This is a genomic window from Actinomadura sp. NPDC048021, from assembly GCF_040653135.1.
Lineage (GTDB): Bacteria > Actinomycetota > Actinomycetes > Streptosporangiales > Streptosporangiaceae > Spirillospora > Spirillospora verrucosospora.
On record NZ_JBEZJQ010000047.1, the window covers coordinates 1 to 14,602 of the forward strand.

A 14,602-nucleotide genomic window follows, 5' to 3' on the forward strand; every position below is an offset into this window, starting at 1 on the left:
GCGTTGGCTTGCGCGTGTTTTTTTTCTGCCGTTCCCCGCGCGCGCCCCCCCCCCGGCCCCCCCCCCCCCCCCCCAAAAAACACGTGCGATTGCTGCATCGCCTCGGTTCGCCTGGCGGCTCACTCGGCGATCAGGTTCTCGCAGGCTCGAACCTGGCTTCGCTCGCAATCGCGACGGTTTGGCTTGTTGGTGGTTGCTGTAGTGGTTGCTGTCGTTGCGTTCGACGGTTGCTGGCCCTGTGTCCGACGGTTGCGGTCCTTGGGTCGACTGTTGCGCTTTGCGGGTCTCTGGGCTTTCAGTCCTTGGTGTAGGACAGGATGTCGCCTGGCTGGCAGTCGAGCTCGCGGCAGAGGGCGCTTAGGGTGGTGAACCGGATCGCCTTGGCGCGGCCGTTCTTCAGGATGGACAGGTTCACGGGGGTCACGCCCACGCGTTCGGCCAGCTCGACCAGGGTGATGCCGCGGTCGGCGAGGATCTTGTCCAGGTGGACGGTGATCTGGTGGGGGTCCTCGGGCGGCATCAGACCAGGCCCTCGGTGTCGGCGCGCAGGCGGGCGCCGTGCCCGAACGCCCCGGCCAGCGCGGCGATCAGGATGGCCAGCAGGACGGTGGAGGCCCGCACCGTGAAGCCGATCTCGACCGCGTCCTCGATCGGGGTGCCGCTGACCAGCGCGTTCGTCGTGAGCATGTCGACGGCGGGGGCGGCCGTGCCGAGCAGCAGGACGGCGGTGGAGATCGCGAAGAGCCGCCGGACGTTCGCCGGGACGAAGACGTCGCCGGTGCGGAACGTCGCGGCCATCCGCATCAGGATCGACAGGATCGCGATGATCAGCGCGGCGCGGAGGACCTCGGGGGCGGCGAGCAGCACCCGGTCCCCGAGGCCGGGGTCGCCGACCGCCAGCTCGGCGTGGCGGGTGCCGCGCAGGACCGTTCCGCCGGCCGCGAGGTCCGGCACCCGCGCGGTGGAGCGCAGGTCGACGTCGCGGGTGTCGATCGGCGGGAAGGGCCCGGTCACGCCGAGGATCGGGAAGAGGGCCTGGAAGAGTCCGACCAGCAGCAGGCCGAGCCCGATGAGCAGTTCCAGGAAACGGCTGTCGATCTTCGTCCAGCGCGCGGCCAGTGTCATGTCTCAACTCTCCTTGGGGAGCGTATCGTTTTTCGATAATAACGATAAACGATATGCCTTCGTCAAGCCCCTGTCCGTCCGGGCGGTCGCCGGGTGAGCGGTCAGGGGTGCGCGCCGTCGAGGATCACGCGGAGCTGCTCGGCGCGGCCGCCGGTGATGGCGCCCTCCCGGGCGCGGGTGGCGATCTTGTGCCGCAGGGCGGCGACGTCCGCGCGGCCGCGCCGCCCGTGGTGGAGCATTCGCTCGATCACGTTGCCGAGGTCGAGGCCGACGTCGTCGCGGACGTCCCCCGCGGCCACGCCCTCGTCCACGGCGTGCCGCAACCTCATGAGGACCTCGTCGACGCCCGGTTCCGTCGGCGGCGGCTGAGGGGGAGCGGGCGGGGGCGAGGGCGTCCGCGGACCTGACTCCGCGGGCGGGGACGGTGCGGGCGGGGACGCCGCCTGGAGCGGGAGCAGCCGTCCGGCGGAGTCGTCGCGGGCGGAGAGGGTGTCGCCGATCCCGAGGACGAGCACGGTCGCCGCCGCGATCGTGGCGGCGACGCCGGCCAGCGCGAGCCAGGGGAAGCGGGCGGCGGGCGGCGTCCGGGGGAGGTCCTCGCGCCGCCACGCCGCGGCGTCCCGCCGCCCCGTCATGCCCGGACGGTCGCGAGGACGCGGTTCAGCTCGTCGGCGAGGCCGGGGGACAGGCCGCGCTCCCTCCGCCGGGTGGCGATCTTGTCGTGGAGTTCGGCGATCCGGCCGCCGACGTCGACGTCGCGGTCGGCGGTGAGGTCGTTCTCCAGGTTCGTGATGACGTTGTCGAGGTCGATCGCGACGTCGGAGCGGATCTCTCCGGCGGCGTAGCCGCGGCTGACGATGGGGCGCAGCCGGCCCAGCGCGTCGGTGACGCGGGAGGCGGTCGGCGGCGGCGTCCGGGGCGCCGGGGCGGCGCTCGTCCGTGCCGGGGCCGGAACGGCGGCCGGTGAGCGCGGCGCCGACAGCAGGACCGCCGCGGCGGCCGTGACCGGGATCGCCGCGACCAGGGCGAGCGCGGCGAGGCGGGCGTGCCCGCGACGGGCCGTCGCGGGCGGAGGCGGCGGAGGGGGCAGGGCACCGGCCCGGTGGCCGGGCGGGCCCGTGCCCAGGGCGGTGAGGACGGCGTTCGGCGGCCCCTCGTCGCGGACGAGGAGAGCGGCGACCTCGGCGGCGGACGGGGCGTCCGGGCCCGTGCAGCGGGCGGCGACCGCGGACAGCTCCTCGGACGCGCCGGGGGCGGCGCAGGCGGCGATGACGTCGCCGAGCGCGCGTACGTCGGCGGCCTCGGTGCCGCCGCCCGCCGGTGCGCGGAGGACGCCGCCGATGCCGGTGTCGACGACCTTCACGTCGACGCCGGCGTCCCCGTAGGCGAGCACGACCCTCTCCGGCGTGAGGTCGCCGTGCGTCACGCCCGCGGCGTGCGCGGCCTCCAGCGCCCCCGCGATCCGGCCGCACACGGCGGCCGCCTCGGACGCGGCGAGCGGTCCGCGCCGCAGCCGGACGGCGAGGGTCTCGCCCGCCAGGAACTCGGTCACGACGAAGGACACGAGCCGTCCGGACGCGTCGCGGGTCTGGTCGCTGTCGAAGACCGTCTCCAGCGCGGCGTGGGAGAGCGCGGCGGCGCGGTTCACTCCCTGCCGGAAGCTCCGTTGCGGACCCGCGCCCGCGGGCGCCGGGACCTTCACCGCGACGGGACGGCCCAGCAGCTCGTCCCAGGCGCGCCAGACCTCCATGGTGCCGCCGTCGTCGAGGCGTTCCACGAGGCGGTAGCGCTCCGTCAGCCGCAGGCCCGGTTCCACTGGACGTCACCCTCCGGTGCCGGGGCGCGGTCCCCGGCTCGCCAGGAGGTACGCGCCGCCGGCCCCGGCGGGTTCGACGGACCCGGCCGGGGCGGCGGCCGCGCTCACCCGGGCGTCACACGCGGCTCGGCGACCGCTCGGCCCGCCACGCGGCGAGCAGCTCGCGCAGGCTCTCCTCGTACCGGGCGATGTTCGCGGTCTTGACGTCCTCGTAACCGCGGATCATGTCCGGCAGCTCGGCGATCCGGACGGCGGTCTCGTGCCGGCCGTCCCCGGCGGCGCCCGCGTCCAGCCCGGCCACCAGCTCGTTCAGCACCGCGACGTACCCGGTGACGAGGCGGCGCTCGGCGCGCCGCTGCGCCGTGGCCCCGAACGGGTCGAGCGGGGTGCCGCGCAGCCGCCGCATCGCGCGCAGCGCGCGGAACGCCGGGCGGGCCGTGCGGCCGAGGGCGATCTTCCGGTCCACCCCGACGGCCCGCAGCAGCGGCGGGTGCAGCATGTACGCGACCGTGGAGCCGGGCCCGAACTGCTCCTCGACGCGCCGGGCGAGCTCCGGGTCGAGGTGCAGGCGGGCCACCTCGTACTCGTCCTTGTAGGCCATCAGCTTGTACAGGTTGCGCGCGACGGCGACCGCGAGGCGCCGCCCGCCGGCGCCCGCCGCCTCCTCGGCCCGGGCGACGCGCAGGACCGCGGCCAGGTACCGCTCGGCGAGCGCCAGGTTCTGGTAGGCGGCGAGGTCGGGCACGCGGATCCGCAGGACGCGGGCCAGCTCGCCGTCCACGCCGGACGCGTCGACGAGGTCCATCGCGGCGGACGCCGTCGAGTCCAGCGGGCGCGGCGCGACCTGCGCGGCCGGCGCCGCGGCGTCGTCCAGGCTCTCGGGTTCCAGCACGAGGCGGCGCCCGGCGCGGAACGCCTGGATGTTCGCCTCCACCTGCACGCCGTTCAGCGTCAGGGCCTCCTCGACGGCCTTCGCCGACAGCGGCAGCAGCCCCGCCTGGTAGGCGGCGCCGACCACCACGAAGTTGGCCGTGGTCGTGGCGCCGAACCAGCGCTCGGCGAGCGCGAGGGCGTCGAGCGCGACCAGCCGGTCCGCGCGGGTGCGCTCGGCGATCCGCTTGACCAGCGACGCGCTCGGCGGCAGCGACGCCGAGGTGTCGACGATCATCCGTCCGGTCGGCACCTCGCTGGTCGACACGACCGCGGCGGTCCGGTCCGGCGCGCAGCGGCGCAGGTTGGCCTCGCTCGTCCCGGCCAGCGAGTCGAACACGAGGTAGGCGTCGGCGCCGCCCGCGCCGACCATGCCCGGCCGGTCCAGGCCGGCGGTCCCGATGCGCAGGTGCGACACGACGGCGCCGGCCTTCTGGCTCAGCCCCGTCTGGTCGAGCGCGCGGGCGTGCCGGCCGTCGATGAGGGCCGCCGTGGCGAGCACCTGGTTCACCGTCACGACGCCGGTGCCGCCGATGCCGACGAGCAGCACGTCCGCCGACTCGGGCCGTGACCCGGGCTCCTCCAGCTCGCCGATCGGCGGCAGGGTCCGCGCCGCCCGGACCTTCGTGCCGGGCAGGACGGTGACGAACGAGGGGCAGTCGCCGTCCACGCAGGAGTAGTCCTTGTTGCAGGACGTCTGGTTGATCTGCGTCTTGCGGCCGAACTCGGTCTCGACCGGCTCCACGCTGAGGCAGTTCGACTTGGTGCCGCAGTCGCCGCACCCCTCGCAGACGGCCTCGTTGATCAGGACGCGGGTCTGCGGGTCGGGGACGAGGCCGCGCTTGCGCTTGCGCCGCGTCTCGGCCGCGCACGCCTGGTCGTACAGCAGCACGGTCACGCCCGGGACCTCGCGCAGCTCCCGCTGGACGGCGTCGAGGTCGTCGCGGTGCCGGACCCGGACGCCGGGCGCCCAGTCCGTCCCGCGCGGGTAGCGGGACGGGTCGTCCGCCACCACCACGATCTTCGCGACGCCCTCGGCGTGCAGCATCCGGGTGATCGCCGCCGGGTCGGCGCCGCCGTCGGCCTGCTGCCCGCCGGTCATCGCCACGGCCGCGTTGTAGAGGATCTTGAAGGTGATGCTGGTGCCGGCGGCGACGGCCTGCCGGACCGCGAGGCTGCCAGAGTGGAAGAACGTCCCGTCGCCGAGGTTCTGGAACATGTGCCCGGTGTCGGAGAACGGCGCCGCGCCCACCCACATCGCGCCCTCGCCGCCCATCTGCGTGGTGCCGATGCCGCGGTCGGTGAACACGGTCATCACGTGGCAGCCGATGCCGCTCGCCGCGATCGACCCGTCCGGGACGACCGTCGACCGGTTGTGGGGGCAGCCCGAGCAGAAGTACGGGGTGCGCGCGGGGGCGAGCAGGTTGATCTGCGGCTTGCGGGGCTTCAGCACCGCGTCGCGCAGGTCCAGGTGCTCCTCGCCGACGCGGTCGGCGAGGAGCCTGGCGAGGGCCTTCACGAGCCGGTCCGCGTCCAGGCCCCCGTCGGACGGGACCAGGCCGGCGCCGTCCGGGCCGTTCTTGCCGTACACGGCGGGACGCTCCGCAAGGTCGTACAGGACGTCGCGGATCTGCGACTCGACGAACGGCCGCTTCTCCTCCACGACGACGATCTCGCGCAGCCCCCGGGCGAACTCCCGGATCCGGTCCGCGTCCAGCGGGTAGATCAGCGCGAGGCGCAGCAGCCGGACGCCCCGGCGGGCCAGGGCCTCGTCGTCCAGCCCGAGGCGGTCGAGGGCCTCGCGCAGCTCCACGTAGGTGCGGCCCGCGGCGACCAGGCCGACGGCGGCGTCGCCGGCGGCGCCCTCGATCCGGTCGAGCCCGTTGGCGGCGGCGTAGGCCGTCGCGGCCAGCAGGCGGCCCTGGAGGACCTCGGTCTCGATGGCCGTCGTCCCCTGGAGGTCGACGCCCGGCTTGCGCGTCGGCGTCCACGGCCGTCCGCGCCACGCGAACTCCGGGCGGACCGGGTCGGGGACCGGCTCGACGTCCACGATCTCGTGGGAGTCGGCGACGTCCGTCACGAGCTTGAACCCGGTCCACGCCCCGCTGAACCGGGACATCTCGAAGCCGTGCCGCCCGAGGCGCAGCAGGTCGCCCACCGATCCGGGCGCCAGCACCGGCATGAACGCCTCCGCGAGCGCGCCCTCCGTCGCCGACGGCAGCGTGGACGACTTCGCGGACGGGTCGTCGCCCACCACGGCGAGCACTCCGCCGCGCTCGGACGTGCCGAGCCAGTTGGCGTGCTTGAACGCGTCCAGCGACCGGTCCACCCCGGGCGCCTTGCCGTACCAGAGCCCGAACACGCCCTCGAACCGGGGGCCCGGCAGGTGGTCGGCGAGCTGCGAACCGTACACGGCCGTCGCCGCCAGCTCCTCGTTCACGCCCGGCACGAACCGGATGTCGTGCTCCTCCAGCAGCTTCGCGTCCCGCGCCAGCTGCTGGTCCAGGCCGCCGAGCGGGGACCCGCGGTACCCGGACACGAAACCGGCGGTCCGCCATCCCCGCCGGGCGTCCGCGCGCCGCTGCTCCAGCAGCAGCCGGACGAGGGCGTGCACCCCGCCGATCGCGATCCGGCCGCGCTCCAGTTCGAGCCGGTCGCGGAGAGGGGAGGAAGAAACGCTGGTGCTCATGCTTGCATTGAGCCGCCTAGGCTGAGCGGAGTGCAAGATGGCTGGGCGATAATTGAGCGGATTGCTCAAGTCAGAACCGAGTTACCCGCCGGAGCTGAGCGTTGTGACCCGTACCACTCTCCTCGACCTGCAGATCCTGCGCCGCCTCGTCGAGCAGCCCCGCATCGGCGTCACGGAACTGGCCGCCAAGCTCGGCATCGCCCGCAACACCGCGCACGCCCGCGTGGAGCGCCTCGAACGCGAGGGCGTCATCGGCCACCGCGGCCGCGAGGTCGACCTCGGCGCCATCGGCTTCGAGCTGACGGCCTTCGTCACCCTGGAGGTCGCGCAGGGCCGGCTGCGCGAGGCCGCGGTAGCGCTCTCGGCGATCCCGCGCGTGCTGGAGGTCCTCGGGATCACCGGCCAGGGCGACCTCCTCGTCCGCGCGGTCGCCCCCAACGGCAAGCAGCTCCACGAGGTCATCGACTCGATCCTCGCCTGCCCCGGCGTCCGCCGCAGCACCACCTCGATCGTCCTGACCCACCAGGTCCCGTTCCGCCTCGGCCCCCTGCTGGAGGACGAGGAGAAGCGCGCCCGCGCCGCCTCCCGCAAGCCGGCCGACTGACCCGCCGGCGACCCCGGCACGAGGTCAGCGGATCGTGACGCGGACGCTTCCGTACGCCAGGCGTCCGCCGCCGTCCGCCGCGACCGCGACGATCAGCGCCGGGCCGGGCCTGAGCGCCTCGTGGAACGGCGCGTCCCACCCGTCCGCGTCGCGGATGGATCCCACGGCCCCCTGGGTCTCACCGTCCCGGCGCACGACCGCGTACGCGGGAGGAAGCCCGGTCGCCGCGCGCAGGCGCGGGCGCACGTCCACGGTGGCCCGCGCGGCGGGGCGCAGGATGCGGACAGTGGCGGCGGGCGCTGGATCGACCCGCCCGTCGGCGGAGCCGTCGGCCATGGAGTGCACGACGACGGCTCCGTCCGGCCGCAGGTTCCGCTTCTCGACGAGCAGGTAGAGGAACGTGCTGGGCGTGCCGCTCCCCTGCGTGACCGTGTGGACGAGCCGCCATCCCGCGGGCCCATGGGAAGCCGGGGCAAGCCGGGCGAGCGCCCCGCGCAGCCCCTTCACCGAGCCGTACCGCCGCTGCGCCCCGGGCGTCAGCAACCGCCAGGCCGTCCCGGCGTCGCGCCGGGTCACGGCGGCCTGCCACTCGCGCGGCACCCCGTCGATCCCGCTGGTGACCGGCGGCAGCCTGCACCCGCACTCCCGATGCCGGACGGGCGCGTCGAGGACGACCACGACCGCCACGACCGCTCCCGCCACGGCCACCGCCCCTGCCAGGACCGCCCACAGAAGCCGTCGCCGGCCCGGCACCGCACCGAGGAGCCGTCGCCGACCTGGATCCGCCCGCCGAACGCCCGCCACCGCCGCCCTCCTGCCTCCGCACGCCCGACTGGGACGCTCCCGCCCGCACCGAGGTTCCGTGAACGGGCGGGCGGTGCGGCACTCCCTGTCAGCTGTCCCGGCGCTCCGGCGGGAGGCGGCGCGCGAGCAGGAGCGCGACGTCGTCCTGGGCCGCCTCGCGGCCGATCAGCGCCGACATCACCGCCGCGCCGACCGCCTCGGGAGCCCCGGCGTAGGCCGCCTCGCAGAGCCGGGCGATGCCCGCCAGGATCGACTCGTCCCGCCGCTCGATCAGCCCGTCGGTGTAGAAGCAGAGCAGGGCGCCGGGCGGGAGGCCGAGGGTGCGGGTCCGGCGTGGGACGTCCTCGCCCAGGCCGATCAGCACGTCGAACTTCATGTCGACGGCCTCGACCGGGCCGTCCGGAAGCGCGAGGACCGGGGGAGGGTGCCCGGCCGACGACAGCCGGACCCGGCCGGCGGCGGTGTCGGCCACCGCGTACAGGACGGTCGCGGTCGCCTCGGGTTCGAAGTGCAGCATCTTCCGGTTGAGCTTGCGCAGCACCTCGGCGGGGTCGTCGGTGTCCAGCGCGTAGGCGCGCAGCGCGCTGCGCATCCGGCCCATGACGACGGCCGCCGGGAGCCCGTTGCCCGCGACGTCGCCGATGACGATGCCGATCTCGCCCGAGGGGAGGACGAACACGTCGTACCAGTCTCCCCCGACGGTCGCCCTGCCGGGACGGTAGCGGGCGGCCAGTTCCAGCCCGGGGACCTTCGGGGGCGCGGCCGGGAGGAGGCTGCGCTGCAGTTCCAGCGCGCCGGCGCGTTCGGCACGGCTGAGCAGGGCCTGCACCGCCAGCGCTATGCGGGAGGCCGCGAGCTGGAGGAACTCGGTCTCCTCGGAGGTGAACCGGCGGGGCGAGAGCGTTCCAACGTGCATGACGCCGACCAGTGTCCCGCCGGTGACGAGCGGGACGCCGAGCAGCGAGTGCAGGCCCCGCTCGATGAGGAGCGGGTTGAACACGCCGGCGCTCGGGACGTCCGGGACGTAGACCGGCCGTAGCCCGGCGGCGACGCGCCCGGCGAACCCCTCGCCCACCGGGACGTGGGCGGCCTGGGCGACCTCTTCCTCGATGCCCTTGGCCGCCGTCGCGACGAGGAACCGTTCCTCCCGGTCCAGGAGGAGGACCACGGCGGTGTCGACCTCGAGGATGGCCCGGACGCGGTCGAGGAGGGTGTCGAGCAGCTCGTCCACGTCCATGTGGGCGAACGCCTCGTCGGTGATCGCCTGGATGTTCGCCAGCCTGCGGATCGCGCCCTCCGAAGCGCCCGCCGTGTTCTCCACCTTCACACCTTATGCGCCAGATGGCGGGGCGTCGCGCCGCAGGCAGCTCCGGACGCCGGCGGCGATCTCCAGGTCCTCGCGGGCCGCCACCACGAGCGTCCGGACGGCGGCGCCGGCGGCGGTGACGTCGGCGTCGCCGTCCGCGGCCGCGTTGCGCTCCGGATCGACCGCGGTCCCGAGGTGGGCGAGGTCCCCGGCCAGCCGCATGCGGACCGCGGGATCGTGCTCGCCGATCCCGCCGGTGAACACGAGGGCGTCGAGCCCGCCGAGCGAGGCGGTCATCGCGGCGGCGCAGGCGCGGAGGCGGTGGTGGTAGACGTCCAGCGCGGCGAGGGCGGTCGCGTCGTGCTCGGCGGCCCGCTCGCGGACCCGGCGCATGTCGCCGGTGCCGGTCAGGCCGCGCAGCCCGGAGTCGCGTTCGAGCGCCTCGTCCACCTCCTCCGGCGCGATGCCGTGCTTGATCAGCCAGAGCGGGATTCCGGGGTCGATGCTGCCCGCCCGCGACGCCATGACCAGCCCTTCGAGCGGGGTGAACCCCATGGTGGTGTCGACCGACCGGCCCCCGGCGACGGCGCACAGGGACGCGCCGGCGCCGAGGTGGCAGACCACCGTCCGCAGCGAGGCCGGGTCGGCTCCGAGCATCGCGGCGGCGCGCCGCGCGGCGTAGGAGAACGACAGGCCGTGGAAGCCGTAGCGGCGCAGCCCGAACCGCTCGCGCCACTCGCGGGGGAGCGCGTAGGTCGCGGCCGCGTCCGGCAGGGTGGCGTGGAAGGCCGTGTCGAAGCACGCCACGGCCGGGACGTCCGGCAGGACGCCGGAGATCTCGGCCAGGGCGTGCAGGGAGGCGGGCTGGTGCAGCGGCGCGAGGTCGGCGAGCTCGCGGAGCCGCGCGGTGACCTTCTCGTCGACGCGCACCGGCGCGGTGAAGTCGGTCCCGCCGTGGACGAACCGCACCCCGACGGCGTCCGGCCGGGGCAGGCCCGCGACCAGCCCGGCCATCTCGTCGCCGCCGCCGGAGTCCTCGGCGAGGACCGTGTCGTCGGCGCCGAGCAGGCTCACCTTCAGGCTGCTCGACCCGGGGTTGACCGTCAGGACCCGCATCAGTACGGCCACGTCCAGTCGCGGACCTCGGGGGCGTCCTCGCCGTGCTCGCGCGTGTAGGAGCGCAGGAAGAGGCGCTGGTCGGCCATCCGCTGCCGGAGGTGGGCGACGCGGGCGCCGAGGGAGGGGACGCGGTCGATGACGTCCATGACGAGGTGGAACCGGTCGAGGTCGTTCAGCATGACCATGTCGAACGGCGTGGTCGTCGTCCCCTCCTCCTTGTAGCCGCGGACGTGCAGGTTGCCGTGCCCCGCGCGCCGGTAGGTGAGGCGGTGGATGAGGTACGGGTAGCCGTGGAAGGCGAAGATGACGGGCTTGTCGGTGGTGAACAGGGTGTCGAACTCGCGGTCCGACAGGCCGTGGGGGTGCTCGCTGGACGGCTGGAGCCGCATCAGGTCGACGACGTTGACGACCCGGACGCGCAGTTCGGGGAACAGCTGCCTGAGCAGGTCGACGGCCGCGAGCGTCTCCAGCGTCGGGATGTCGCCCGCGCAGGCGAGCACCACGTCGGGGTCGGCGCCGCCGTCGGTGGACGCCCACTCCCAGATGCCGATGCCGCGGGTGCAGTGCGCGATCGCGGCGTCCATCGGCAGCCAGTTCAGCGCGGGCTGCTTCCCGGCCACGATCACGTTGACGTAGTCGCGGGAGCGCAGGCAGTGGTCGCCGACCGACAGCAGCGTGTTCGCGTCCGGCGGCAGGTACACGCGGACGATCTCCGGCTTCTTGTTCAGCACGACGTCGAGGAAGCCGGGGTCCTGGTGGGTGAAGCCGTTGTGGTCCTGCCGCCACACGTGCGACGACAGCAGGTAGTTCAGCGACGCGATCGGCCGCCGCCACGGCAGGCCGCGGGTGACCTTCAGCCACTTCGCGTGCTGGTTGAACATGGCGTCGACGATGTGCACGAACGCCTCGTAGCTGTTGAACAGCCCGTGCCGCCCGGTGAGCAGGTAGCCCTCCAGCCATCCCTGGCACAGGTGCTCGCTCAGCACCTCCATCACCTGGCCGGAGCGCGCCTGGTGCTCGTCGGTCGGCAGCAGCCCGCCCTCGAAGACGCGGTCGGTGGCCTGGAAGACGTCCCCGAGCCGGTTGGACGCCGTCTCGTCCGCGCCCATGATCCGGAAGTTGGACGGGTTGGCCCGCACGACGTCGCGCAGGAACGTCCCGAGCCTGCGGGTGGGCTCCGTCGTGGTGGAGCCGGGCTTGCCGACCTCCACGGCGTAGTCGCGGAAGTCGGGCAGCGCCAGCGGCTTCAGCAGCAGCCCGCCGTTGGCGTGCGGGTTCGCGCTCATCCGCCGGTCGCCCGCGGGCGCGAGGGCCCGGAGCCCGGCCGCCGGGCGGCCCGCCTCGTCGAACAGCTCCTCCGGGCGGTAGGAGCGCAGCCACTCCTCCAGCTGCGCGCGGTGCCCGGCGTCCTCGCGCACTCCGGCGAGCGGCACCTGGTGGGAGCGCCAGGTGTTCTCGACCGGCAGCCCGTCCACCTCCTTCGGGCCCGTCCAGCCCTTGGGGGACCGCAGGACGATCATGGGCCAGCGGCGCCGCTCGGACGCCCCGCCCTCGCGGGCGCCGCGCTGGATGTCGGCGATCTCGTCGAGGGCCTGGTCGAGGGCGGCGGCCATCTTGCGGTGCATGGACGCGGGCTCGTCGCCGCTCACGAGGAAGGGCCGGTAGCCGTACCCGTCCAGGAGCTGGACGAGCTCCTCCTCGGGGATGCGGGCCAGCACCGTCGGATTCGCGATCTTGTAGCCGTTGAGGTGCAGGATGGGCAGGACGGCGCCGTCCCGCACCGGGTCGAGGAACTTGGTGGAATGCCAGCTCGCCGCGAGGGGACCCGTCTCGGCCTCGCCGTCGCCGACGATGCACGCCACCACGAGGTCGGGGTTGTCGAAGGCGGCCCCGAACGCGTGGGCGAGGGAGTAGCCCAGCTCGCCGCCCTCGTGGATGGAGCCGGGGGTCTCCGGCGCGACGTGGCTCGGGATGCCGCCGGGGAAGGAGAACTGCCGGAACAGCCGCCGCATGCCCGCCTCGTCCTGCGACACCTCCGGGTAGACCTCGCTGTAGGTGCCTTCGAGCCAGGCGTTCGCGACCGCCGCGGGCCCGCCGTGCCCCGGGCCCATGACGTAGATCATGTCGAGGTCGCGCGCCCTGATGACGCGGTTGAGGTGGGCGTAGCAGAAGTTCAGGCCCGGCGTGGTGCCCCAGTGCCCGAGCAGCCGCGGCTTGAGGTCGCGCCGTTCGAGCGGCTCGCGGAGCAGGGGGTTGTCCAGAAGGTAGATCTGCCCCACGGAGAGGTAGTTGGCGGCTCTCCAGTACGCGTTGATCTGTTGTACTTCGTCGTCGCTCAGGGTGCCCGACTGGGTCATGCGCGTCCTCCGGGTGCTCTCGACCGCCCTGAGGACATCCCGTCCCCACGAACGGGGTTCTCAACCGTCGAAGAGAGCCCATCAGCCCGGTGCCCGCGGGCCTAGGGCCGAACGTCCCGGATGGCCGGACGGGCAGCGGGTGCGGCGACAGGCGCACCACGACAACGAGGCCACGGCGCACGGCCGTGACCTCGTCCCCCCACCTCGGTGCGGCCGCAGCCGGCTACAGGGGCGGTATGCCGGCGCGCCGGCGCACGGCCTCCGCCCCGCCCCCCAGCGAACCGGCGGGAGCGTCACCTCCGGGTGCTGGAAGCCTGGCGGCTACTCGCGCGTAGGTTCACGGTTCCCGGCGCGCGGTCGGCGAACGGCGGGCATTCTGCGATGAACGGTTGACAATGAGCGACTAATTGGTGACAGAGTGCCACATTGTGCGCGACGACCGGGACGGACGGGGCGGCGGCGGTCTGAGATGCTACGCAGATCAGTACAGGTAAGCGGCAAGGAGGCGGAATGGGCGGGTTCTTCACCGGACGGACGCTGACCGGGATCGGGCGCGACCTGCGCGCGGGCCGGGAGTCGGCGCGGGGCCTGGTCGCGCGGGCCCTGGAGTCGGTCGACAAGGACCTGAACGCCTTCGTGACCCTGGACGCCGAGGGCGCCGAGGCCGCCGCCCGGTGGGCCGACGAGGAGCTGGCGGCCGGCGTCGACCGGGGCCCGCTGCACGGCGTCCCGGTCGCGGTGAAGGACATCATCGACGTCGCCGGGCTGCCCACCGGCATGGGGTCCGGCCACTTCGCCGGGCACGTCGCCGAGGCCGACGCGGCCTGCGTGAGGATGCTGAGGGACGCGGGCGCGGTGATCGTCGGCAAGACCGGGACGCAGGAGTTCGCGTTCGGCGGCAGCGGCGACGTGTCGGTGAACGGCGCGGTCCGCAACCCCGCCGACCGGGAGCGGATGTCCGGCGGGTCCAGCAGCGGCAGCGCCGTCGCGGTCGCCGCGGGCATGGTCCCGCTCGCCATCGGCACCGACACGGGCGGGTCGGTGCGCATCCCGGCGGCGTTCTGCGGGATCGCCGGGTTCAAGCCGCCGCACGGCGCCATCCCGGCCGACGGCGTGTTCCCCCTGTCGCGCTCGCTCGACCACGTGGGCGTCCTCGCCGCCACCGCGGCGGACTGCCGCGTGGCCTACCAGGCGCTGACCGGGCCGGCGGAGGCCGTCCCGTCCCTCCTGGACGGCCCGGCCGGCGGGGGCGACCGCGCCGGAGGCCCGGCGTACGGGCGCGTCGCCTGGATCGAGCCGCCGGCGTGCGACCCCGAGGTGGAGCGGCGCGTCCGCGCCCTGTTCCCGGACGCGCCGTCCGAGCGGATCGACTTCGCGGGGCTCCGGCAGGTGTTCCTGGCGATCGAGTACAGCGAGGCGTACGACGTGCACGCCGAGCGGGTCGCCGAGGCGCCCGACCGGTACCAGCCGGCGACGCTCGCCCGCCTGGAGGACGCGGCCCGGATGCCGGGCTGGCGGCTCGTCCGGGCGCTGCGCGAGCGGGACCGCTACGCCGAGGAGATCGCCGGGCTGCTGGACCGCTACGACCTGCTGGCCATGCCCACCATGCCGATCCCCGCGCCCCGGATCGGCGCGACCGAGGTCGGCCTCGGCCCGCTCACCGCCCTGCTGGTCAGCCTCACCTCGCCGTGGAACGTGCTGGGGCTGCCCGCCCTGTCCGTTCCCGCCGGTACCGTCCCGGCGGACGGCGGCGGCGAGCTGCCGATCGGGGCGCAGCTCGTCACCCGCCGGGGAGCGGAGAACCTCCTGTTCGCCGCCGCCGAGCATCTCGCCTCCTGACCGGGCCCGCGCC

The 14,602-nt window shown here is 74.6% G+C and carries 11 protein-coding genes; 2 read left to right on the forward strand and 9 right to left on the reverse strand.

What is annotated here, in order from left to right; translation table 11 throughout:
- Positions 1-295 precede the first annotated feature (295 nt).
- The 5 genes from AB0C87_RS41715 to AB0C87_RS41735 all read right to left on the reverse strand — a co-directional run bounded on the left by AB0C87_RS41715 (position 296) and on the right by AB0C87_RS41735 (position 6,560).
- A complete protein-coding gene (locus AB0C87_RS41715) occupies positions 296-520 on the reverse strand; it encodes a helix-turn-helix transcriptional regulator (RefSeq protein WP_345173483.1) in 225 nt (74 codons plus the stop codon).
- The gene (locus tag AB0C87_RS41720) at positions 520-1,125 is read right to left on the reverse strand and encodes a DUF2975 domain-containing protein (RefSeq protein WP_345173485.1); all 606 of its coding nucleotides are present in this window, start codon (positions 1,123-1,125) and stop codon (positions 520-522) included. The genes AB0C87_RS41715 and AB0C87_RS41720 overlap by 1 nt, the downstream gene beginning before the upstream one ends.
- A 101-nt stretch (positions 1,126-1,226) precedes the next feature.
- Complete coding sequence (locus AB0C87_RS41725; RefSeq protein ID WP_360582087.1) at positions 1,227-1,760, reverse strand: hypothetical protein; 534 nt, start codon at positions 1,758-1,760, stop codon at positions 1,227-1,229.
- Positions 1,757-2,941, reverse strand: coding sequence for a hypothetical protein (locus tag AB0C87_RS41730; RefSeq protein WP_360582088.1), 1,185 nt, complete (start codon positions 2,939-2,941; stop codon positions 1,757-1,759). The genes AB0C87_RS41725 and AB0C87_RS41730 overlap by 4 nt, the downstream gene beginning before the upstream one ends.
- Positions 2,942-3,056: 115 nt before the next feature.
- Positions 3,057-6,560, reverse strand: a complete 3,504-nt coding sequence (locus tag AB0C87_RS41735) for an indolepyruvate ferredoxin oxidoreductase family protein (RefSeq protein WP_360582090.1) — start codon at positions 6,558-6,560, stop codon at positions 3,057-3,059.
- 103 nt (positions 6,561-6,663) lie between these two features.
- Between AB0C87_RS41735 and AB0C87_RS41740 the strand changes: the two genes are divergently transcribed.
- Positions 6,664-7,164: an Lrp/AsnC family transcriptional regulator gene (locus tag AB0C87_RS41740; RefSeq protein WP_345173491.1), complete on the forward strand. Its 501-nt coding sequence runs from the start codon at positions 6,664-6,666 to the stop codon at positions 7,162-7,164.
- Positions 7,165-7,188: 24 nt separating this feature from the next.
- Here AB0C87_RS41740 and AB0C87_RS41745 read toward each other — a convergent pair whose 3' ends face one another.
- The 4 genes from AB0C87_RS41745 to AB0C87_RS41760 form a co-directional block, all read right to left on the reverse strand.
- Positions 7,189-7,866, reverse strand: coding sequence for a hypothetical protein (locus AB0C87_RS41745; protein ID WP_345173493.1), 678 nt, complete (start codon positions 7,864-7,866; stop codon positions 7,189-7,191).
- A 190-nt stretch (positions 7,867-8,056) separates the two neighbouring features.
- Positions 8,057-9,289 carry a GAF domain-containing SpoIIE family protein phosphatase gene (locus tag AB0C87_RS41750; protein ID WP_360582093.1) on the reverse strand — a complete coding sequence of 411 codons (1,233 nt, stop codon included), beginning with the start codon at positions 9,287-9,289 and terminating at the stop codon, positions 8,057-8,059.
- 9 nt (positions 9,290-9,298) lie between these two features.
- Positions 9,299-10,390, reverse strand: a complete 1,092-nt coding sequence (locus AB0C87_RS41755) for an acetate/propionate family kinase (RefSeq protein ID WP_360582117.1) — start codon at positions 10,388-10,390, stop codon at positions 9,299-9,301.
- A complete protein-coding gene (locus AB0C87_RS41760; protein ID WP_353834781.1) occupies positions 10,390-12,750 on the reverse strand; it encodes a phosphoketolase in 2,361 nt (786 codons plus the stop codon). Before AB0C87_RS41760 ends, AB0C87_RS41755 begins: the two co-directional genes overlap by 1 nt.
- A 510-nt stretch (positions 12,751-13,260) precedes the next feature.
- On the opposite strand from AB0C87_RS41760, the gene AB0C87_RS41765 reads away from it, so the two are divergent.
- Entirely contained in the window at positions 13,261-14,589 is a 1,329-nt protein-coding gene (locus AB0C87_RS41765) for an amidase (RefSeq protein WP_360582095.1), read from the forward strand.
- Positions 14,590-14,602: the final 13 nt, after the last annotated feature.

Excerpts from the sequence above, each read along its gene's own strand:
- AB0C87_RS41715 (WP_345173483.1), bottom strand. The coding sequence starts at position 520 with ATGCCGCCCGAGGACCCCCACCAGATCACCGTCCACCTGGACAAGATC.
- AB0C87_RS41765 (WP_360582095.1), top strand. The coding sequence starts at position 13,261 with ATGGGCGGGTTCTTCACCGGACGGACGCTGACCGGGATCGGGCGCGAC.
- AB0C87_RS41735 (WP_360582090.1), bottom strand. The coding sequence starts at position 6,560 with ATGAGCACCAGCGTTTCTTCCTCCCCTCTCCGCGACCGGCTCGAACTG.
- AB0C87_RS41725 (WP_360582087.1), bottom strand. The coding sequence starts at position 1,760 with ATGACGGGGCGGCGGGACGCCGCGGCGTGGCGGCGCGAGGACCTCCCC.
- AB0C87_RS41720 (WP_345173485.1), bottom strand. The coding sequence starts at position 1,125 with ATGACACTGGCCGCGCGCTGGACGAAGATCGACAGCCGTTTCCTGGAA.
- AB0C87_RS41760 (WP_353834781.1), bottom strand. The coding sequence starts at position 12,750 with ATGACCCAGTCGGGCACCCTGAGCGACGACGAAGTACAACAGATCAAC.
- AB0C87_RS41755 (WP_360582117.1), bottom strand. The coding sequence starts at position 10,390 with ATGCGGGTCCTGACGGTCAACCCCGGGTCGAGCAGCCTGAAGGTGAGC.